We start from the raw sequence: 20,337 nt of genomic DNA, 5'->3' as shown, positions 1-20,337 counted from the left end.
CCATTACCTCACCAACTAGCTAATCCCACCTGGGCATATCCTGACGCGAGAGGCCCGAAGGTCCCCCTCTTTGAGCCGAAGCTATTATGCGGTATTAGCCATCGTTTCCAATGGTTATCCCCCACATCAGGGCAATTTCCCAGGCATTACTCACCCGTCCGCCGCTCGACGCCGTTAACGTTCCCCGAAGGTTCAGTTAACTCGTTTCCGCTCGACTTGCATGTGTTAGGCCTGCCGCCAGCGTTCAATCTGAGCCATGATCAAACTCTTCAATTTAAGATTTTGTCGGCTCAATGAATACTGAACATTACATAAGTAATGTTTGAATTGACTGTGCTGAATCTTTCGATTCAATGGTCACTTCGTTTCATTGAAACCTAATTTGATACCGAAGTATCTAATTGGATTATCATCAACGAGTGCCCACACAGATTGATAGGTTTATATTGTTAAAGAGCGCTCTTCTCTGTGACTAAAATCACTTCGGAAGAGGCGGCCATTCTAGCGAGATAATCTTCAGTGTCAAACACTTTTTCAAAATTATTTCATTTTTATTTCTGACCGCTTCGACTGGCTTCGAACCCTTGTGAGGCCTTGCCCTGTCGACGAGGAGGCATTATAGAGATCGACATCACGTTGGCAAGCGTTATTTTGAAAAAATTGCAAAAATAACGCTTAAACGATGAGATTTCAATCAAAGGCCTATTTATTCAACTTTACCCCACAAAAGCCAACATCATATTCACAAAGTTATCCACAAAGAGTCTTTTTGGAGCATAAAAAAGGCCGCTTTCGCGGCCTTTATGAATGTCACGGTTATATCCCTGAGCCGTATTGCTCTCCATCATCTTCATGAAGACCACATTCACGCTTCAAGCCAAAGAAACGGGTTTCTTCTTCGCTCATCCCAGGTTCCCACTTTTTGGTGGTATGAGTATCACCTACCGACAAGTACCCTTCCTCCCACAATGGGTGATAGGACAAACCATTCTGCTCTAAATAGTAGTGGACATCTTTATTTGTCCAGTCAATCACAGGCAGGAACTTAAACACACCATTTTGGATCGAGAGCACAGGTAAATTCTGGCGCGACTTGGACTGTTCCCGTCGCAGTCCGGAAAACCAAGTACCAACATTCAGCTCAGTGAGAGCCCGACGCATCGGTTCCACTTTATTAAGCTTGTTGTACTTTTCTATCCCCTCTATACCCTGTTCCCATAATTTACCGTAGCGCGCTTCTTGCCATGCCGGACTTTGCTCACTGCGGTAGATTTTGAGATTCAGCCCCAGCTTAGCTGTCAGCTCATCGATAAAGCGATAAGTTTGTGGGAACAGGTACCCGGTATCGGTCAGAATCACCGGAATATCGGCTTTTACGTTAGACACTAAATGCAGCATTACAGCAGCCTGAATACCAAAGCTGGACGACACTGCGTGCTGCCCCTCCAGATTATCAAGCGCCCACGCTACTCTTTGTTCTGCCGTCAATTGTTCAAGCTGCATATTGATTTCGGCCAAACGGAGCGTTTGCTCGGTTTTGGTCAGTGTCAACAGCTCACTTAACTGAGGCTTAGTTGCAACTGAATCAAGCATGGAAATCCCTCTTTGAATTGACCACTTCTTCAATAATGCCGGCCCGAATGGTGAAATCACCAAAATCTTCGCCCGGGTTGCGCTCTTGAGCCCAACGTCCAACTAAGGCGTCAATATCGGTCAGAATTTGTTGATCGGTGATGTTCTCTTTATACATCTTCGGAATTCGAGTCCCGGCACGGTTACCACCAAGGTGAAGGTTATAACGGCCAGGCGCTTTACCCACTAATCCAATTTCCGCCAACATCGCTCGACCGCAGCCATTGGGACACCCCGTTACCCGAAGAATGATGTTGTCTTCTTTGGGTAACTCGTGTTTTTCAAGAATCTCTTCTACCTGAGTAACAAACTCCGGCAGGAAACGTTCGGCTTCCGCCATCGCAAGCGGGCAAGTTGGGAAAGCGACACAAGCCATGGAGTTTTTGCGCTGCTCACTGACACTGGCATCCATCAACCCGTGCTCCAGCGCAATCTGTTCAATCTGCGCTTTTTGTTCGGCAGGCACTCCAGCCACAATCAGATTCTGGTTGGCCGTCATACGGAAATCGCCGTGGTGAATTTTAGCGATTTCAGCCACACCCGATTTTAGCGGTTTCCCCGGATAATCAAGCAGGCGTCCATTTTCAATAAACAGAGTCAGGTGATGTTTACCATCGATCCCTTCAACCCACCCGACACGGTCGCCACGTTCCGTGAATTCATAAGGACGACTGGCTTCAAACGTAACACCGGCACGCTTTTCTACTTCCGCCTTAAACACATCGCTACCAACACGGTCTAGGGTGTATTTGGTTTTCGCATTCTTACGATTAGAGCGGTTACCCCAGTCACGTTGAGTGGTCACAACCGCCGCCGCCACATCGAGTGTCTTCTCCAATGGGATGAAGCCAAAGTCATCGGCGCGACGCGGATAAGTCGAAGTATCGCCGTGCGTCATAGCCAAACCACCGCCAACCAGGACATTAAAGCCCACCAGCTTGCCGTTATCAGCTATAGCGACAAAGTTTAGATCGTTCGCGTGCACGTCAACATCATTCTGCGGCGGGATCACCACCGTCGTTTTGAATTTACGCGGCAAATAATTGCTGCCCAGGATCGGCTCTTCATCGGTGGTTTCCACTTTCTCACCGTCAAGCCAGATCTCTGCGTACGCTCTTGTCTTTGGTAATAGATGCTCACTGATCTTAGCGGCCCACTCATAGGCTTCTTGATGCAATTCAGACTCAACCGGGTTACTGGTACACAGCACGTTGCGGTTGACGTCGCCGGCCGTCGCAATCGAATCGATACCGATGCTGTTCAGCGTCTGATGCATCAGTTTGATATCGGGTTTCAGCACCCCATGAAACTGGAACGTTTGTCGAGTCGTAAGGCGAATACTGCCGTACAGAGAGTGCTCGGAGGCAAACTTGTCAATCGCCAGCCACTGTTTAGGCTGAATGATGCCACCCGGCATACGCGCGCGCAGCATGACATTGTGCAGCGGTTCCAATTTCTGCTTAGCCCGCTCGTTGCGAATATCCCGGTCATCCTGCTGATACATACCGTGAAAACGAATCAGTTGGAAGTTATCCGCAGTAAAGCCGCCCGTAATACGATCCTGCAGATCTTGCTCGATCGTACCGCGTAAAAAGTTGCTTTCTCTTTTTAGACGCTCGTTATCAGAAAGTGGCCCTAACTCTTCACCTAATACAACCTGCTTCTCACTCATTAGTACACATCCCTTTGATAACGTTTCGCTTTACGGAGATCATTGATAAATTCTTCAGCATCATCACGTGACATTTTGCCTTGCTGTTCCACCACTTCGACCAAGGCTTCATGCACATCTTTCGCCATACGAGTCGCGTCGCCACACACATAAAGGTAAGCGCCATCCTGAATCCACTGCCAAACCTGTTCGGCGTGTTCCAGAATACGGTGTTGTACATAAACCTTTTCCTGCTGATCACGGCTGAACGCAACATCAAGACGACTCAGGACGCCAGACTTGAGGTACTTCTGCCATTCCACCTGATAGAGGAAATCTTGTGTAAAGGTGCGGTCACCGAAGAACAACCAGTTTTTACCATTGGCATCGCGATTGTCCCGCTCCTGGATAAAACTACGGAAAGGGGCGATGCCCGTACCCGGACCGATCATGATCACGGGCGCATCATCACTCGCCGGCAGTTTGAAGTTGTTGTTGTTTTCGATAAACACTTTAACTTCACCGCCCTCTTCCAGACGACGGGCCAGGAAACCGGAGGCACCACCAAGGCGCTCTTCACCACTGTGATCGTATTCCACCACGCCCAAAGTCAGGTGCACTTCCTCTTCCACTTCAGTCTGACTGGAAGCAATCGAGTACAAGCGCGGAGTCAAGCGGCGCAACAAACCAATCAATGCCTCAGCGCTGAGCTTGGTTTTCTTCTCACTGAGCACATCCACAATCTGAGTGTTGGTTGCGTAGGCCCGCAGTTTATCTTTATCTTCCACCAGCTTGAGCAGCTTTTTGCTGCCAGACAACTCAGCAAACTTTGTCACCAACTGAGGGTTGGCAGCGGTAATTTCAAACTTGCTCACTAGCGCGCTGTGCAGGGACAAGCTTTCGCCATCGACATCCACACTTTCCACGCCGGACAGACCAACCGCTGCCGCTACAACATTGGCCAGCTCCGAGCTGTTTTCATACCAAATGCCAAGTGCATCGCCCGGTTGATAACTCAGGCCAGAGCCATCCAGATCAATTTCGATATGGCGTACGTCTTTCCCCGAGTCGCGGCCAGTAATTTTCTGATTGGTCAGCAGCGTTGCGGTATATGGGTTCTGTTTGTTGTATTGAGAAGGGGTCGCAGCGCTCAGCCCTACCGGAAGCTGAACAATTTCTGCTTCGGTCGATGCCAGGGCCTGTTTAACTTGTTCCAACGCCTTCTGGCGCCATTCGGCTGCCGGAGCATCGTAGTCGACATCACAATCAATGCGATCGATAAAGGCGGTAGCGCCAAGCTTGGACAGATAGGTATCAAAGTCTTTACCTGTCTGGCAGAAGAATTCGTAGCTAGAGTCACCCAGCCCAATCACGCCGTATTGTAGATTCGGCAGTTTCGGCGCTTTCTTTGACTGCAGGAATTCGTGCAGTTCAATCGCGTTATCCGGTGCTTCGCCTTCACCGTTGGTAGACGCGACGATGACGACATGGGTCTCTTTCGCCAGGTTCTTTCCTTTGTAATCGCTGGCATCAAACAACTCAACCTGGATTCCGGCTGACTTGGCTTCCTGTTCCAGCGCTTCAGCCACTCCTTTGGCATTACCCGTTTGCGAAGCGAATATAATGGTGAGTTTTCCTGCCGGCTTAGCCGATACAGCAGCCGCCGCCTGAGCGATTGGTGCTGCAGCTGCGGCAGGTTGTGACTGGCTTAACCCCCAGAAGTAACCACTTACCCAGGCAAGTTGCTGTGGAGAGAGTTCAGACACGGTATGCTGCAACTGACTGAGCTGCTGATCATTCAGCGGGCTGGCGATAGCTGGCAGTTCTTGTAGTTTCGTGTTTCCGTTAGAAGACATTGTCACGACATCCCTATTCATTGCGTGACGATAGATTAACCACTGAGGCTAATAACAAGAAAGAATAGAAGAGAATGTTTTATAACTTTTGGGTGTAAAGAACGGGCATTAATTGGCCGGGGGATTACTTGGCTTCCACCCTGACCTGCTTAAAGCCCACCGCCATCGCAGATTTGGACGCCATATCCAGATCCACATAATGACACTCTTCACCATGAGCGTCCGTCAAAGGGACGAAGCCACCACGCTCATGTCTAAACTCCACGATCCAAGTCCCTTCTTCACTGGAAGGTTCAATGATCGCCTCAACCAACTTGTTGTCGCGGTAGAGGTTTCTTAATTCGGCCAACGTCATCGCAATCCCTGCTTTATAGTCATACAGATCGGTTCACACTAATCATGGTTTATTCCTGACAAAACTGCCAACTGCGCTTTTATTGATATACTTATATGGTATAAAAAAACACCACTTATTCTGTGGTGTTTTAAGAGATGCTTGGGTGGAGGGATTCAAACCAACGTTACTTGGGTTAACGAGGCTGGTAGACGACATTTTTGAAAAACCAATAACCGACACCAATCACAATCAGCCAAGGGATCAATTTGATAAAAATACCCACCATCCCCAGGGCAAGCATCACTACAAACGCCAGCACAATCGCGCCCAGCACACTAACGAGCGTCATTCCGGTTACCAATAATGTAGCCATAAACACCAGTACAAAAATCAACTCAAACATCATTGTTCTCCTGTCGTTGTTGTTTAAGACCAATCAGATTACGTGCCAGTTTGATAAAATCAGCTATCACCTTGTTATTTATAGAAATAAAAAAGGCGAAGCACTTTGATATGCTTCGCCCATCATCGATAAAGTGAATTTCACCACTCACTAATGGCGAAATTTACACATCCAGCTCGGCTGGGATTTTGGCCAGCGCCGCTTCCACCACTTCGATACCAGAGCCGGGTTTATGCGCGTTTTCGCTGATGTAGCGTCGCCACTGACGCGCCCCTGGCATATTCTGGAACAACCCCAGCATATGACGGGTAATATGACCAAGATACGCCCCCTGAGCCAATTGCTGTTCAATGTACGGATACATCTCTTCCACGATCTGGCGACGCTTTTTCACCGGCGTATTCAGACCAAAAATTTGCTGATCCACTTCCGCCAGAATATACGGGTTCTGGTAGGCTTCACGCCCAACCATAACACCATCCAAATGTTCCAGATGCTGCTGTGATTCCGACAGCGTTTTGATCCCACCGTTCAGTGCGATGGTCAAATGAGGAAAATCCTGTTTTAACTGATATGCACGCGGGTAATCGAGCGGCGGAATCTCGCGGTTTTCTTTCGGGCTCAAACCACTTAGCCATGCTTTACGGGCATGGATAGTGAACTGTTCACAACCGCCTTGCTCAGAAACAGTAGAGACAAAATCCGTCAGAAACGGATACGAATCCTGCTCATCGATACCAATGCGGGTTTTGACCGTCACCGGAATGTCGACCACCTCTTTCATCGCCGCCACGCATTCGGCCACCAGCTGAGGCTCAGCCATCAGACAAGCACCAAAACGGCCGTTCTGCACCCGATCCGATGGGCAGCCCACATTGAGGTTGATTTCATCGTAACCACGCTCTTGCGCCAATTTCGCACACGTCGCCAGATCCTGAGGGTTGGAACCACCCAGTTGTAGCGCCACCGGATGTTCTTCCTCACTGTACTTGAGAAAGTCACCTTTACCGTGAATGATCGCACCGGTTGTCACCATCTCGGTGTACAACAACGTCTGCGACGACAGCAAACGGTGGAAGTAACGACAATGACGGTCTGTCCAGTCGAGCATCGGAGCAACGCTAAATCGCTGCATCACGACATCGTTGGCGTTCTTTGTTTTATCTAGATTCATAAGGAGTTTACTGAACTTTTGAATTACTAATTGTTGCTTCAAAATGCGGTAAATTACGATATTTAGTACGCCTATAGCACATCCCAAGATCACCTATACGGTACGCCTTAAAGAGGATGATATATCATCGTACAGCATTCAGACACGCACTCTCACCAGTGGAGAAAAACGCCATAAAGCAACAATAACGGGCAAGAATAATGGGCGAATTGTACACCGATTTGTTAAAACACATAAGAAAAAAGCTGTAGCGACCACCTGGGCAAAGAAGCAAGTTTCAGATAAAAAAGGCATTAACGCTCTACCACAACAGCTGAATTACTCGATTTATTTATGGGTGAACGAGACTTATGAGATAACACTTGGCGTACCAGACCCCCATCACCAATGAACTCGATCAGTTAAGAAAGCTTGAACGTTCGCCAAAGCTATCGCTCTAACAAGGCAACTCGCATACCTTCGCTGGATATACTAGAGGTCAGTATTCTTACTTGTGCGTATTGGCGAAGTTTGCGCGCTTCGCTGGGAAGATCTCAACGATAAAATAAAACTGCAGTAGTCCGAAACCGCAAAGACCCACGAAAAAAGAAGGCCACCATATGATTGTTCCGTTACTTGGCGGTTCTTCGATATTGTGAGGCAGCAAAAACAAAACGGGGGAAAGAATCTTTCCATATAGCTCTCGTTCTGTAACAGCAGAGTTTCAACGAGTTCACAACGAACTTGGCACCGAAAATCTTCGACACCATGACTTAAGAGATGAAAGAGCAAGCCGCTTATTTGAAGCACATTATGTCATAGAAGAAGTCGCACAAGTTACAGGACATAGAAACTTGAATTACAGTTATCTAGGAAACTAATCAGTTAGAGATAATATTTATAGGAACCATTTCACAAAAAATAATTAGACTGAGGCAGTTTTTAATATGACAACAGTATAATAAGCACCGCAATAAATAAAATAACTATAGTGCTATTAATAAGGAAGGTTACATGAAAAAACTTGCTCAACTGCTTTCGCTGTCTGCAACGGTCGGGTTACTGGCTGCCTGTAGTACCACACCAAAAGTGATTCAGGCTCAACAGAAACATGTGGATTTGGATGGTAAACAGTATGTGCTTGGCGGCAGTTACTATCCAGATAGTGATAAACTGGTGCTTACAGTCAACGGTGATCCTGTCATGCGTGGCTCTTTCCCTCCATTTACACCAACGCTAAATCTAGGCGGCCGTTATGCGCAGCAAAAGGTGGACAGCAGCTGTTATTTCGGCAGTATACTCGGTAACGAAGGCGGGGTATTGGGCATCGTGGCCAGTGCTGTGCAGTCCACTAAATCCAGCAACGGGGATAAGTGTGAAATAAAGCTTGCCGGTAAGGTCGTCGAAACGCTTTATTTCTGATGATTAAGGCCAGTTTCTTTTAATTTCTGCACAAAATAACCATTTAATTTTCCGAAAGAGATAATAATTTTCGGCAAAAAACATATCAGCCTCTGTCATTCCTGATTCAGGTAGGCCGGAGGCTTATTATTTCTCAGTCACAGTTTGCTTTCTGAATATCTCAGGATTCAATTTTGATATACCTGTGATCATTGAAGGTACTTAATTTTCGATGAAATCCGAATCATGCTCCGCACCATGAATTTCATATTGACTCCAGAACAAAAAAAGACGACTCGAACCATTGCAAGGCACTGAACGTGATAGTCGAGTGTGTAACCATATCAAAACTGTTTTATTGGCTTCGGTAGGCTAGAGTAAGACCATGATATCTCAAGCTCTTCGTCTCCATGAATCCACCATTGATCGTCATCTTAGTGATTATGCCCTCTCTGAAAAACTCAAACGTAAGCATGTGGGTAGCCAGAGCCGAATTTCGTCGACTCAGACGATGAAACTCATTGAGCACTTAACTGAGAAACCCTTTTTTTCACACAAAATGCCTAAAGATGCCCCGCACAAGTTAAAACCTGAAGAGCCGCAGACCCTTATCGAGTATTACAACGATACGCTTAAGCCTGTCCTGAATGCTGTGTAGCTGTCTAAACTTAAGCCTGAAAACTAATGGATAGCTTTTGCTCGCGAGCAGATAGCCTATCGCGATCCAGGACGACAGTTGCATGCCTCCCAGTTCCGCCACAAGCGCCAGTTAGCTGTCGCGAGCAACGGCACTCCACCAGTTTTATGTCAGCATTTAGATCATCATGTTCCAAATACTGGTTAAGCTGTACAAATAGAAATTACTTCTTTTTATTCATAATATTAAGACTTTTTGGCCTACTATGTTCTATTTACTATTAAAGCTGCACAGACACTGAAGTTTATCCCGTCACCTCGTACCCATCGGCCCAACCACCAGGAGGGACAGGTTTATCAGTATCGTTTTTAACCGAGATAAGGTAACGTATGCCCTGTGATGTGCACGTCAGGGTACACTGACGAAATGTCGTTAATGACAGCGGAAGAAAACAAATCCATCGAGAAATGTTATAGTATTAGGCAAGTCCGATGGTTATGGTGATGAATTTGAACCAAAGACTGATACAACAAATCGAAGAGATCTGTGCGTCAAGAGGCGTTCGCCTGACCACACAGCGCAAACGGGTGTTTGAGTTAATCTGCTCCAGTAAAAAGGCCTCCAGCGCTTACGAACTGCTGGAAGAATTAAAACAGAGTGAGCCACAGGCTAAACCTCCGACGGTATACCGGGCACTCGATTTTCTGCTTGAGCAGGGCTTTATTCATCGTGTGGAATCCACCAACAGCTTTATCTCGTGCGCTTCGTGCAACGCTCACAAGCACTTTTCTCATCTGTTGATTTGTGACAAATGTGGCAACGTTATTGAACTGCAAAATGATAGTCTGATAGCCTTGCTGACAGAGAACGCGGAACAACACGGATTCCATTTCTCGAATCACGTTATTGAAACTCATGGCGTCTGTGATTCGTGTTGTTCGGAATGAAAGAATAGATAGAAGAAAGTTATGCGTGCTGAATTTGTTAACCCGTTTCTGGCATCTCTGCTGAATGTCCTGAAAACGATGGCTTCTCTGGAACTAAAACCCCAGAAACCTCGTGTGAAGAAAGACGAAATTGCCCGCGGTGACGTTTCCGGCCTGATTGGCATGGTTGGTCAGCAAACTCGTGGTTCAATGTCGATTACATTTGATGAAGGCTTGGCGCTGGAAATTATGCAGAACATGTTGGGTGAACGCCCGAATGGTCTGAATGAAGAAGTAACGGATATGGTCGGTGAAATCACTAACATGGTCACCGGAGGCGCAAAGCGTATCCTGGCCGAAAGTGGTTTCGATTTCGAAATGGCCACCCCAGTGGTGGTTTCGGGCAAGGGCCACACCATTCGTCACAAATGTGAAGGGGCAATCATCATTATGCCTTTCGCCTCGCAGTGGGGTAATGCGTTTATTGAAATCTGTTTCGAATAAACGCTCGCAGCAACAAAAAAGGTTGGCCTCGGCCAACCTTTTTTATTGTCTCACCACACCGTGTTACGCACGGTAGGCTTTAAACGCATTGATCAAACCGTTGGTTGAACTGTCGTGCGAGCAGATCGCAGCATCGTCAGCCAGCTCAGGCAGGATATTGTTCGCTAGCTGTTTACCCAGCTCCACACCCCACTGATCAAAGCTGAAGATATTCCAGATCATGCCTTGAACAAAAATCTTGTGCTCGTACATCGCGATCAGGTTACCCAGCGTGCGTGGCGTGATTTCTTTAACCAGAATCGAGTTCGTCGGACGGTTGCCTTCAAACACTTTAAATGGCACCAGCGCCGCCACTTCCTGCTCTGACTTACCCGCCTTGACCAGTTCAGCTTGCACAGTTTCAGCGGATTTACCGAATGCCAGTGCTTCTGTCTGGGCAAAGAAGTTCGACATCAGTTTCTGGTGATGATCACCCGTTGGGTTGTGACTGATTGCCGGAGCAATAAAATCACATGGGATCAGTTTGGTTCCCTGGTGGATCAACTGGTAAAACGCGTGCTGGCCGTTGGTGCCTGGTTCACCCCAGATGATTGGACCGGTCTGGTAGGTCACCGGGTTGCCGTCACGGTCGACGTACTTCCCGTTGGATTCCATGTTGCCTTGTTGGAAGTAAGCCGCAAAACGGTGCATGTATTGGTCGTAAGGCAGAATCGCTTCTGATTCCGCGCCGTGGAAGTTATTGTACCAAATACCAATCAACGCCAGGATAACCGGAATATTGTGTTCAAACTCCGTGCTGGCGAAATGCTGATCCATCTCGTGCGCACCTTCCAGCAGCGCCACAAAGTTGTCGTAACCAATCGCCAGAACAATCGACAGACCGATCGCCGACCATAATGAGTATCGGCCGCCGACCCAGTCCCAAAACTCAAACATGTTCGCGGTATCAATACCAAACTCAGACACAGCATCCGCATTGGTCGACAGCGCCGCAAAGTGTTTTGCTACGTGCGCTTCATCGCTGGCTGCCGCCAGGAACCAGTCACGCGCAGTGTGCGCATTGGTCATGGTTTCCTGTGTGGTAAACGTTTTTGATGCGATCAAAAACAGCGTGGTTTCCGGATTGAGCGCCTTAAGCGTTTCCGCAATGTGCGTTCCATCGACGTTCGAAACAAAATGCATGTTGAGATGGTTGGTATACGGCGCCAGCGCTTCCGTCACCATGTAAGGCCCCAGATCCGAACCACCGATACCGATATTCACCACATCCGTGATCGCTTTACCGGTATAGCCTTGCCATTCGCCGCCAATCACACGCTCAGAGAAAGCTTTCATTTTTTCCAGTACCGCGTTCACTGCCGGCATCACGTCTTCGCCATCAACCATCACCGGACGGTTGCTGCGGTTACGCAGCGCGGTGTGCAATACCGCACGACCCTCGGTCTGGTTGATCGCTTCACCGCTGAACATCGCTTCGATCGCTGATTTCAGTTCCGTCTGATCCGCCAGCGCAAACAGCTGTTTCAGCGTCTCTTCGTTGATCAGGTTTTTAGAGTAATCGACAAGAATGTCTGAGCCGAAACGCGCAGAGTACTTGTTAAAACGATCCGCATCCTGAGCAAACAGCGCGTTCAGATCCATATCCTGAGCGGATTCGAAATGGGCAGTCAGCGCTTGCCACGCTTGTGTCTGCGTTGGATTGATATTTTTCAACATGGTCAGTATCCCGATGTGACTGTAGGTTTCATTCCACTAATCCTAGCTGTTTCTCGCCGGATTGCAGAATCCCCGATTTAGCAAAAAGAAACTGTTCGTCGCCTCCCCGCAGGCAGGCCACTTGTCTTTGTAATTAATTTTCAGACTGTCATTATGACGCAGCCCTGTGACACCATCATTGAGATAAGTCACGTAAACCGATTATGCTATTGGAAAGCACCGGATGATAAAGGCCAACACCTTAACGTCTTAGCTAAGTTTTGCCAATGAGAATATCAAGGAAGCCGGATATGTGGAGCCAAAATACCCTGCACCTGCGCGCCAGACCGCGAGGGTTTCATCTGATCACTGATGAAATTGAACAACAATTGCCAGAAATCCGACGAGTTTCTGTGGGATTATTACATTTATTCATTCAACACACGTCGGCCAGTTTAACGCTGAATGAAAACGCCGACCCCACAGTGCGGATGGACATGGAGGTGCATTTTAATCAGTTCGTTCCTGAACGTGCGTCGTATTATCAGCATACGTACGAAGGCGACGATGACATGCCTGCGCATATCAAAGCGTCGCTGCTCGGCGCCAGCGTGACGATTCCTCTCAGTCAGGGACAACTGGCGCTGGGGACCTGGCAGGGAATTTATCTCGGTGAGCACCGCAACCATGGTGGCCAACGCCGTATCATTGCCACATTGCAGGGAGAAACCGTTTAAAAGGGCTGGTTGATCATCACTCGAAAGCTGTCTTCATCGGCAGCTTTTGCCAGCTCGGCGCGAACCACCACACCTTCAACCTGAAAACGGATTGCGCCACCGACACTCCACCGCATGTCCTGATGAAGGGTTTGCAAATCGTACTCATCGGCCACCCGGCCAACATCGGCAAACAGCACCCATTGCCACCAGGGCATATCGTAATAGTTAATGAGTGGGATGTCGTTGAGCGGCTGCCATTCGGGTAACACCCGGTATTCAAGCGAATAGTGCACTGCGGCGCGATCGTGGTACCGACCCCCGCTATAACCTCTGAGGCGATACAACCCACCTAACCGGACTTGCTCCTGCTCTGGCGGCCGGGCGCACGCAGTATTATCACAATGTTCCCAACTCGGCGTATCGGCGGTATAGAAATCCAGTGCCAACACCTGTTGCTTAAACCAGTCACCCAGTGGTCCGAAGGAAAAAAACTGGCTGTTTTCCAGCTCCCACTTAACCCAAGGGTGACTCGTCTCTCCAGTTCCGGAGGTGATCGCCAACGATGTCTGGGAGCCCTGAGTGGCGTTGCGCGGATTGTCACGGTTGTCCCAGTCAAACGTCAGTTTCAGACCCGTGGAGCTGTCGCTTTGAGTATCATGCTCCAGCGCACGAGACGAATAGAAGGGCATCAGTGTCACGGACGACACGCCGGAATCCAACGGGGAGGCCGTCGACACCGAACGCTGTGGGCGAAACAAGCCCGCCATCCCCTGCTGCTCGACCAACCCCCAGGGTAAAAGAAACCGCAGCTCAAGCTGATATTTTCTCTCCAGGCCACTCGTCAGTGTGGCATCGTCAATCGAAGCGTCGTTGCGACCTTGATCAGCCAGATAATACGGAGTGTCGTTGTAGCGCGCCTGATACATCTGGGTATTGACCAACAGAGTGTCGTGCAGAGCGTAGTTTAAAGCCGCAAAGTAACCGATATAACTGTCTTTTCCGGAATAGAGCCCCATCCCAAACAAGGCAGCCTGTTTCTGTCCCACGCCTTTGGCGACCCCAGCTAAACCCAAGGTGGTCCCCAAGGTGTCAGTGGAAAAGAAGAACGGCACCACCGCACGGTCTTTCTCTTGACTCCGGGCTGGCGCAGACACAAAAACGCTGGCAAAAATAGCCAGCGTTAACAGGGTAAATGTCTTCATGCCTGGTCGGTGTATTCCATCTCGACCCGGGAGGTCAGTTTGGTGACCAGTTCGTAGGCGATGGTGCCAATGTGCTGCGCCACCTCCTCAACCGGCAGAGCATTGCCCCACAGCACGGCTTCATCACCGACCTTATCGGTCGCGTCCGGTCCGAGATCGACGGTCAGCATATCCATCGACACCCGACCGGCAATCGGCACCCGGCGGCCATTGACCATCACCGGCGTACCATTGGGCGCCGTGCGGGGATAACCATCGCCATAACCAATCGCGATCACCCCAATCTTAGTGTCTCGCTCACTGGTCCAGATCCCGCCATAACCCACACTCTCGCCCTGCTTGACATCACGCACGGCGATCAGGTGAGATTTGAGGGTCATTACCGGCTGATAACCCATCTGTTGCGCATCTTTGTCGTTAAAAGGTGATACGCCATACATGATGATGCCCGGACGCACCCATTCGAGATGACTGTCGTCCCAGGCCAGCAACCCTGCTGATGCCGCCAGCGATCGCTCACCTTCACACCCCTTAGTCAGCGACAGGAACAGTTCTGTCTGCTCGGTGGTGGTGGCTTTATCCAGTTCATCAGCACAACCAAAATGGCTCATGTAACGCAGCGGTTTCGCTACATTCGGGCAGGCTTTCAGACGGGTGACAAACTGCTGATACTGTTCAGGGCGAACCCCGAGACGGTGCATGCCACTGTCGATTTTCAGCCATACCACCACCGGCGCTTCCAGACTGGTCTGCTCCAAAGCGGCCAGTTGCTCTTCGCAATGCACTACCGTCTGGATATTGTTGGTCACCAGCACCGGTAAATCGACCGGCGAGTAAAACCCTTCCAGCAACAGGATGGGTTTGACCACCCCACACGCTCGCAACTGCAGGGCTTCTTCAATTCGCGCGACACCAAAAGCGTCCGCACCGCTGGCCTGCTTGGCCACATGACGCAGACCGTGGCCATAACCATTGGCTTTCACCACCGCCATCACTTTGCTGTTTGGTGCGCGTCGTTTAATCTGAGCCAGATTGTGCTGCAGGGCTTTGAGATCCACACACGCGGTGGCAGCTTTCATATAACTCATCACATTACTCATCATCAAACGCCGGACCCGCGTAGTTATCGAAACGGGACCACTGTCCCTGGAAGGTCAGACGCACGGAGCCGATCGGACCGTTACGCTGCTTACCGATGATGATTTCGGCGGTACCTTTTAATGCGCTGTCCGGGTTGTACACTTCGTCACGGTAAATAAACATGATCAAATCGGCGTCCTGCTCGATAGAGCCAGATTCACGTAAGTCCGAGTTTACCGGTCGTTTGTCTGCCCGTTGCTCAAGTGAGCGGTTCAACTGAGACAGCGCCACCACCGGCACATTCAGCTCTTTAGCCAACGCTTTGAGGGAGCGGGAAATCTCGGCGATCTCCAGGGTACGGTTATCCGACATCGCCGGTACTCGCATCAACTGCAAGTAGTCGACCATGATGAGCGACAATCCACCGTGCTCACGCGCAATACGGCGCGCACGAGACCGCACTTCGGTCGGTGTCAGACCGGAGCTGTCATCAATGTACATGTTCTTCTTCTCCATCAGGATGCCCATGGTCGAAGAAATTCGCGCCCAGTCCTCATCGTCCAGCTGACCGGTCCGGATTTTGGTCTGGTCAACCCGCGACAAAGACGCCAGCATACGCATCATGATCTGTTCCGATGGCATCTCCAGAGAGAAGATCAGCACAGGTTTGTCTTGCTCCATCGCCGCGTTTTCACACAAGTTCATCGCAAACGTGGTTTTACCCATCGACGGACGCGCTGCGACAATCACCAGATCTGAACCTTGCAGACCGGCGGTCATCTTGTTGAGATCCATAAAGCCGGTGTTCACCCCGGTCACGCCATCCTGCGGCGACTTGTACAACAGCTCAATACGTTCGAGGGTCTTTTCCAGGATGTTATCGACGTTTTGCGGGCCTTCGTTCTCATTGGTTCGATCTTCGGCGATTTTAAACACTTTACTTTCGGCTAGGTCGAGCAGATCTTCCGAGCTGCGTCCCTGAGGATCGTAACCGGCATCGGCGATCTCGTTCGCCACACTGATCAGACTGCGCACAAGCGCACGTTCCGCTACAATGTCGGCGTACGCATTGATGTTGGCCGCACTCGGGGTGTTTTTAGCCAGATCCGCCAGGTACGCAAATCCCCCAACATCATCCAGTTGTTCGCGCTGCTCCAGGTATTCTGACAAAGTGATCAGGTCGAGCGGTTTGCTGTCTTCCAGAATCGACTTTACCGCATCAAAAATGAGGCGATGCGGACGACTGTAGAAATCCTGGGTCATAACACGTTCCGCAACCGAATCCCAGCGTTCATTGTCCAGCAACAGGCCACCAATTACCGATTGCTCCGCTTCCAGTGAATGCGGCGGTACTTTGATCGCGTCGACCTGAGCGTCCTGAATTTTGCGAGTTCTCTGTTCGTTTCTGTAATCAGCCATGCTTCTGCTCAACCACTATTTCGTAACCGCCCATTATAACCAGAATACAAGATTTGTAATTAAGTTAGGGACAGATTGTCCCTTTCTTATGTAGAATTAACCTTTTGTTGACTCACCTTAAGATCGGTCGACTTACCATGCGCTCATTCATGTCACTACTCAGAGGTACTTCGTGCAAAAATTCTGGCTTTTAGGCTTAAGCCTGATCGCAGCGTCGGTTCACGCTGAGGAAGCAACCCCATCCGAGTCAGACATTGAAGTGCCATCACCCTGGGATACGGAAATCGAGTTTGGCTATCAATCTCACTCAGGAAATACCGATTCCGAATCGCTCAACTCGCGACTGAGTGCGCAATACACCTCCGGCCCTTACCGTATCAACGGCGAGTGGAAATATTATCAGGTGTATAAAGATGGCGAAGAGGATAAACGCCAGTCGAATTACTCAGCACAGGCCGACTACAAACTGAGTAAGAAAACCTACCTGTACGGCAGCTTTAAAGGGGTCGACTCTCGCTACAGCGCCTATTTCAAGGACTATACCCTGTCGGGCGGTCTGGGTTACCAGTTTGCCAATACCGACGCGTTTGTACTGGAAGTGGAAGCCGGTCCGGGTTATCGCTATCAGGAACCCAACCTGGATGAAATTGACGACGACGACATTGTCTTTCCGAATATCGTCGAAGAAGGGATATTTCGCGGCAAAATCAATACTGCGTGGCAGGCGCTGGATACACTGCGCTTTGAAGCCGAACTGACCGCGGTGGCCGGTCGCAGCAACACCAGTCTGGAAAGTGATATCAATATCATCAACAACATCACCGAAGACATCGCGCTCAAGTTGTCCCACGATCGGATTTATCACGACCGTGTGCCTGAAGGACTGAGCAAGGCGGACAGTATTTTTTCAGTCAACTTGCTGTTTATCTTTTAACATTTTCTTCAGACATAAAAAAAACACCGGCTGACGCCGGTGTTTTTCTTTTCTAGTCCTGAGACTAAAAAATTATTCAGCAACAACCTGTAGAGTAACTGCTGCGAATACTTCAGAGTGAAGTTGAACGTTGATTTCAAACTCACCAGTTGTACGCAGAGCACCTTCAGGTAGGCGAACTTCGCTCTTAGCTACTTCAACGCCAGCTGCAGTGATTGCGTCAGCGATGTCACGAGTACCGATAGAACCGAACAGTTTGCCTTCGTCACCAGCTTTAGATGCGATAACAACCGCTTCCAGAGCGTTCACTTTCTCAGCACGAGCTTCTGCAGCAGTCAGTTGCTCAGCAACTTTTGCTTCCAGTTCAGCGCGACGAGCTTCGAACATTTCAACGTTAGATTTTGTTGCCATAACTGCTTTACCCTGAGGGATAAGGAAGTTACGAGCGTAACCAGATTTAACGTTTACAGTATCGCCAAGACCACCTAGGTTACCGATTTTATCAAGTAGAATAACTTGCATTGTTTAATCCTCTTTCTTAATAAAACGAACCGATTACTGATGTTTGTCAGTGTACGGTAGTAGAGCCAGGTAGCGTGAACGTTTGATAGCACGCGCTAGTTGACGCTGGTACTTAGCACTTGTACCAGTGATACGGCTAGGTACGATTTTACCAGCTTCAGTGATGTAGTTTTTAAGAGTTGCTACGTCTTTGTAATCAATCTCTTGTACGCCTTCTGCAGTGAAACGGCAGAATTTACGACGACGGAAGAAACGAGCCATGGGCTATCTCCTGATCTTAAATTTGAGTAATGTTGTCGGCATGAAGCACTAATTTTCCCACACCATTCCGGCCGGTCTGATAAGCGACAAAGCCACTTACCTTAATGCTGCTGCCTGGTACTAAATTCTGAGTCAATGCTTGTGACCTATCCCCGCTGACCACAACCGGCATACGACAATAAACTTGTCTCGGTAAGTCAGCTTCGATAACCGTAGAGCGGTGCTCTAACCAGAATCGACAGTGTGCAATGCCACTGGGGCTTTGGCTTCGAATTGGAGGTTTTGCAACAGTGCCGCTCAACTCCATCCGATTGGTCATAAGATTAATTACTCAGCAGCTGCTTCTGGCTTAGCTTCGCTACGCTCTTCGCGACGAGGAGCACGCTCTGCACGCTCTTCTTTTTGCTTAAGCATAATTGAAGGCTCAGTGATAGCCGCTTTAGTACGCATGATCATGTTGCGTAGCACTGCATCGTTGAAACGGAAAGCAGTTTCCAGCTCATCGATTACAGCTTGGTCAGCTTCAACGTTCATCAGAACGTAGTGAGCTTTGTGAAGCTTGTTGATTGGGTAAGCCAGTTGACGACGGCCCCAGTCTTCCAGACGGTGTACTTTACCGCCAGCTTCAGTGATAGAACCAGTGTAACGCTCGATCATGCCAGCAACTTGCTCGCTTTGATCTGGGTGCACCATGAATACGATTTCGTAATGACGCATGGGTTGCTCCTTACGGATTATTCAGCTTCCACAATTGGCTCAGTCATCCAGAGGAAGCAAGGAACTAAAGATAATTGACTGAGTTTAAGGAGCACGAATAGTACAGAAAGAAACCAGCTTAAGCAAGCGAAATGTGACTCTGGGCACAACAGCCTTCCCGAGGTCAGGAAGGCTGGTAAAGCGCGGGATAGAAAGGGGGATTAATCGTCGTCTTCGTCGACATACTGGGCTTGAAGGTAATTCTGAATCCCGGTCATTTCAATCAGGCCAAGCTGAGTTTCCAGCCAGTCAACATGTTCCTCTTCATCCTCTAAGATGTCTTGGAACAGATCTCGTGAGACATAATCATGAACGTCTTCTGCGTACGCGATGGCATTTTTCAGATCCGGAATTGCGGCCATTTCCAGCTTGAGATCGCATTCCAGCATTTCCTGGGCATCTTCGCCAATCATCAGCTTGCCCAGATCCTGTAGGTTTGGCAGCCCTTCCAGAAAGAGAATTCGCTCGATCAAATGATCCGCGTGCTTCATTTCGTCGATGGACTCGTGGTATTCCTTATCCGCCAGATGTTTCAGGCCCCAGTCTTTATACATACGGGCATGCAGAAAATACTGGTTGATGGCTACCAGCTCATTGCCGAGCACTTTATTGAGATGTTGAATAATGATGGGATCGCCTTTCATGACAAAAACCTCCTCTTTGGCTCTTATAACTGTAGAACCAATTGAGAAGGTGTCAAAAATGTCGTGGCGATTAACTGGCCTGTTTAAACTGAGTCACAACCGTATCGTTGAGGATCTCCTTCGCCTGTCTAACGCATTTTCCACACTGAGAACCCAGTGCTGTACAACGTTTGATACCACGAATATCGGAGATGCCTTCTTCCAGCGCAAGTTTGCGGATTTTTTTATCTGAGACACCGTGACACAAACAAACGTACATACTGACTACCTTGAATCTATTGCGTGACCAGAAATATAAAAAAGAATCGTTCTTATTACCAGTTAGATCGAGCTGCATTTAAGATCGATTAGTTATAAAGAAACTGATGAAAAATCATACGAGCGTATTGGGGGGCTCAACCCAAACAACTGCTCCTGTGTAAGCGTTTGTTTTCAAAATGGCACTATTGATATTTAAGATGATAATTGAACCATTTTTCTTATAACCAAAAAACGAAAAAGGGAAGCCTAAGCTTCCCTTTCTCTAGATGCGCTTTCTTCAAAAAGAAGAACAGTGCAAGATTTCGTGTAATTCGTTACGAATTATTCGAAGATCTTAGCAACAA

Annotated in this window: 22 protein-coding genes, 1 rRNA gene and 1 pseudogene; 7 read left to right on the top strand and 17 right to left on the bottom strand. The window is 48.8% G+C overall.

Translation table 11 applies throughout. The annotated features are described in order from the left end of the window. The 7 genes from VPR01S_RS21405 to dusA form a co-directional block, all read right to left on the bottom strand. Nucleotides 1–276 (bottom strand): 16S ribosomal RNA (locus tag VPR01S_RS21405); the annotation flags it as partial. Between the two features lie 540 nt (nucleotides 277–816). Further along, nucleotides 817–1,593 (bottom strand): phosphoadenylyl-sulfate reductase, encoded by a 777-nt coding sequence (locus VPR01S_RS21400; protein WP_021707454.1) that lies wholly within the window; start codon nucleotides 1,591–1,593, stop codon nucleotides 817–819. Continuing rightward, nucleotides 1,586–3,304, bottom strand: coding sequence for an assimilatory sulfite reductase (NADPH) hemoprotein subunit (cysI, locus tag VPR01S_RS21395; protein WP_021707453.1), 1,719 nt, complete (start codon nucleotides 3,302–3,304; stop codon nucleotides 1,586–1,588). Before cysI ends, VPR01S_RS21400 begins: the two co-directional genes overlap by 8 nt. Next, nucleotides 3,304–5,160, bottom strand: coding sequence for an assimilatory sulfite reductase (NADPH) flavoprotein subunit (locus tag VPR01S_RS21390; protein WP_040903306.1), 1,857 nt, complete (start codon nucleotides 5,158–5,160; stop codon nucleotides 3,304–3,306). The genes cysI and VPR01S_RS21390 overlap by 1 nt, the downstream gene beginning before the upstream one ends. A 103-nt stretch (nucleotides 5,161–5,263) precedes the next feature. Continuing rightward, nucleotides 5,264–5,494 (bottom strand): hypothetical protein, encoded by a 231-nt coding sequence (locus VPR01S_RS21385; protein ID WP_021707451.1) that lies wholly within the window; start codon nucleotides 5,492–5,494, stop codon nucleotides 5,264–5,266. Between the two features lie 175 nt (nucleotides 5,495–5,669). Then, nucleotides 5,670–5,879, bottom strand: coding sequence for an envelope stress response protein PspG (pspG, locus tag VPR01S_RS21380; RefSeq protein ID WP_021707450.1), 210 nt, complete (start codon nucleotides 5,877–5,879; stop codon nucleotides 5,670–5,672). 163 nt (nucleotides 5,880–6,042) lie between these two features. Continuing rightward, a complete protein-coding gene (dusA, locus tag VPR01S_RS21375; RefSeq protein ID WP_021707449.1) occupies nucleotides 6,043–7,053 on the bottom strand; it encodes a tRNA dihydrouridine(20/20a) synthase DusA in 1,011 nt (336 codons plus the stop codon). A 665-nt stretch (nucleotides 7,054–7,718) separates the two neighbouring features. Between dusA and VPR01S_RS23275 the strand changes: the two genes are divergently transcribed. The 5 genes and pseudogenes from VPR01S_RS23275 (at nucleotide 7,719) to VPR01S_RS21355 (ending at nucleotide 10,500) form a co-directional block, all read left to right on the top strand. Continuing rightward, nucleotides 7,719–7,913 carry a tyrosine-type recombinase/integrase gene (locus VPR01S_RS23275; RefSeq protein ID WP_425585322.1) on the top strand — a complete coding sequence of 65 codons (195 nt, stop codon included), beginning with the start codon at nucleotides 7,719–7,721 and terminating at the stop codon, nucleotides 7,911–7,913. A gap of 133 nt (nucleotides 7,914–8,046) precedes the next feature. Next, nucleotides 8,047–8,454, top strand: coding sequence for a hypothetical protein (locus tag VPR01S_RS21370; protein ID WP_021707448.1), 408 nt, complete (start codon nucleotides 8,047–8,049; stop codon nucleotides 8,452–8,454). 237 nt (nucleotides 8,455–8,691) lie between these two features. Beyond that, nucleotides 8,692–9,070: pseudogene (locus VPR01S_RS23100) on the top strand (IS630 family transposase); the annotation flags it as partial. Between the two features lie 497 nt (nucleotides 9,071–9,567). Continuing rightward, complete coding sequence (gene zur / locus VPR01S_RS21360) at nucleotides 9,568–10,017, top strand: zinc uptake transcriptional repressor Zur (protein WP_174377451.1); 450 nt, start codon at nucleotides 9,568–9,570, stop codon at nucleotides 10,015–10,017. A 21-nt stretch (nucleotides 10,018–10,038) separates the two neighbouring features. Further along, nucleotides 10,039–10,500: a chemotaxis protein CheX gene (locus VPR01S_RS21355; protein WP_021707445.1), complete on the top strand. Its 462-nt coding sequence runs from the start codon at nucleotides 10,039–10,041 to the stop codon at nucleotides 10,498–10,500. Between the two features lie 63 nt (nucleotides 10,501–10,563). Here the strand turns inward: VPR01S_RS21355 and pgi are convergent, their stop codons facing one another. Beyond that, nucleotides 10,564–12,216 (bottom strand): glucose-6-phosphate isomerase, encoded by a 1,653-nt coding sequence (pgi, locus tag VPR01S_RS21350; RefSeq protein ID WP_021707444.1) that lies wholly within the window; start codon nucleotides 12,214–12,216, stop codon nucleotides 10,564–10,566. 290 nt (nucleotides 12,217–12,506) lie between these two features. Between pgi and VPR01S_RS21345 the strand changes: the two genes are divergently transcribed. Beyond that, nucleotides 12,507–12,932 (top strand): secondary thiamine-phosphate synthase enzyme YjbQ, encoded by a 426-nt coding sequence (locus tag VPR01S_RS21345; RefSeq protein WP_021707443.1) that lies wholly within the window; start codon nucleotides 12,507–12,509, stop codon nucleotides 12,930–12,932. On the opposite strand, the gene VPR01S_RS21340 is transcribed toward VPR01S_RS21345, so the two are convergent. Genes VPR01S_RS21340 through VPR01S_RS21330 form a run of 3 tightly spaced genes read right to left on the bottom strand, consistent with a single transcriptional unit; the run spans nucleotide 12,929 to nucleotide 16,615 of the window. Next, entirely contained in the window at nucleotides 12,929–14,116 is a 1,188-nt protein-coding gene (locus tag VPR01S_RS21340; RefSeq protein WP_021707442.1) for a BamA/TamA family outer membrane protein, read from the bottom strand. The two genes, VPR01S_RS21345 and VPR01S_RS21340, sit on opposite strands and share 4 nt — an antisense overlap. Continuing rightward, nucleotides 14,113–15,195, bottom strand: a complete 1,083-nt coding sequence (gene alr / locus VPR01S_RS21335) for an alanine racemase (protein ID WP_040903307.1) — start codon at nucleotides 15,193–15,195, stop codon at nucleotides 14,113–14,115. The genes VPR01S_RS21340 and alr overlap by 4 nt, the downstream gene beginning before the upstream one ends. Nucleotides 15,196–15,208: 13 nt before the next feature. Beyond that, nucleotides 15,209–16,615, bottom strand: coding sequence for a replicative DNA helicase (locus tag VPR01S_RS21330; RefSeq protein ID WP_021707440.1), 1,407 nt, complete (start codon nucleotides 16,613–16,615; stop codon nucleotides 15,209–15,211). 172 nt (nucleotides 16,616–16,787) lie between these two features. Here VPR01S_RS21330 and VPR01S_RS21325 point away from each other — a divergent pair, with 172 nt between their 5' ends. Then, entirely contained in the window at nucleotides 16,788–17,549 is a 762-nt protein-coding gene (locus tag VPR01S_RS21325) for a DUF481 domain-containing protein (protein ID WP_021707439.1), read from the top strand. A 72-nt stretch (nucleotides 17,550–17,621) separates the two neighbouring features. On the opposite strand, the gene rplI is transcribed toward VPR01S_RS21325, so the two are convergent. The 6 genes from rplI to VPR01S_RS21300 form a co-directional block, all read right to left on the bottom strand. Further along, nucleotides 17,622–18,071: a 50S ribosomal protein L9 gene (gene rplI, locus VPR01S_RS21320; RefSeq protein ID WP_021707438.1), complete on the bottom strand. Its 450-nt coding sequence runs from the start codon at nucleotides 18,069–18,071 to the stop codon at nucleotides 17,622–17,624. A 33-nt stretch (nucleotides 18,072–18,104) separates the two neighbouring features. Further along, complete coding sequence (gene rpsR, locus VPR01S_RS21315) at nucleotides 18,105–18,332, bottom strand: 30S ribosomal protein S18 (protein WP_000090472.1); 228 nt, start codon at nucleotides 18,330–18,332, stop codon at nucleotides 18,105–18,107. Nucleotides 18,333–18,348: 16 nt separating this feature from the next. After that, a complete protein-coding gene (gene priB, locus VPR01S_RS22450) occupies nucleotides 18,349–18,651 on the bottom strand; it encodes a primosomal replication protein N (protein WP_081693219.1) in 303 nt (100 codons plus the stop codon). 8 nt (nucleotides 18,652–18,659) lie between these two features. Continuing rightward, nucleotides 18,660–19,049, bottom strand: coding sequence for a 30S ribosomal protein S6 (gene rpsF / locus VPR01S_RS21310; protein ID WP_021707436.1), 390 nt, complete (start codon nucleotides 19,047–19,049; stop codon nucleotides 18,660–18,662). 200 nt (nucleotides 19,050–19,249) lie between these two features. Next, a complete protein-coding gene (bfr, locus tag VPR01S_RS21305) occupies nucleotides 19,250–19,732 on the bottom strand; it encodes a bacterioferritin (protein WP_021707435.1) in 483 nt (160 codons plus the stop codon). A 70-nt stretch (nucleotides 19,733–19,802) separates the two neighbouring features. Further along, the gene (locus VPR01S_RS21300) at nucleotides 19,803–19,991 is read right to left on the bottom strand and encodes a (2Fe-2S)-binding protein (RefSeq protein WP_021707434.1); all 189 of its coding nucleotides are present in this window, start codon (nucleotides 19,989–19,991) and stop codon (nucleotides 19,803–19,805) included. Nucleotides 19,992–20,337 lie beyond the last annotated feature (346 nt).

Source organism: Vibrio proteolyticus NBRC 13287 (assembly GCF_000467125.1).
GTDB lineage: Bacteria > Pseudomonadota > Gammaproteobacteria > Enterobacterales > Vibrionaceae > Vibrio > Vibrio proteolyticus.
This window is presented reverse-complemented; position numbering and strand designations above follow the sequence as displayed.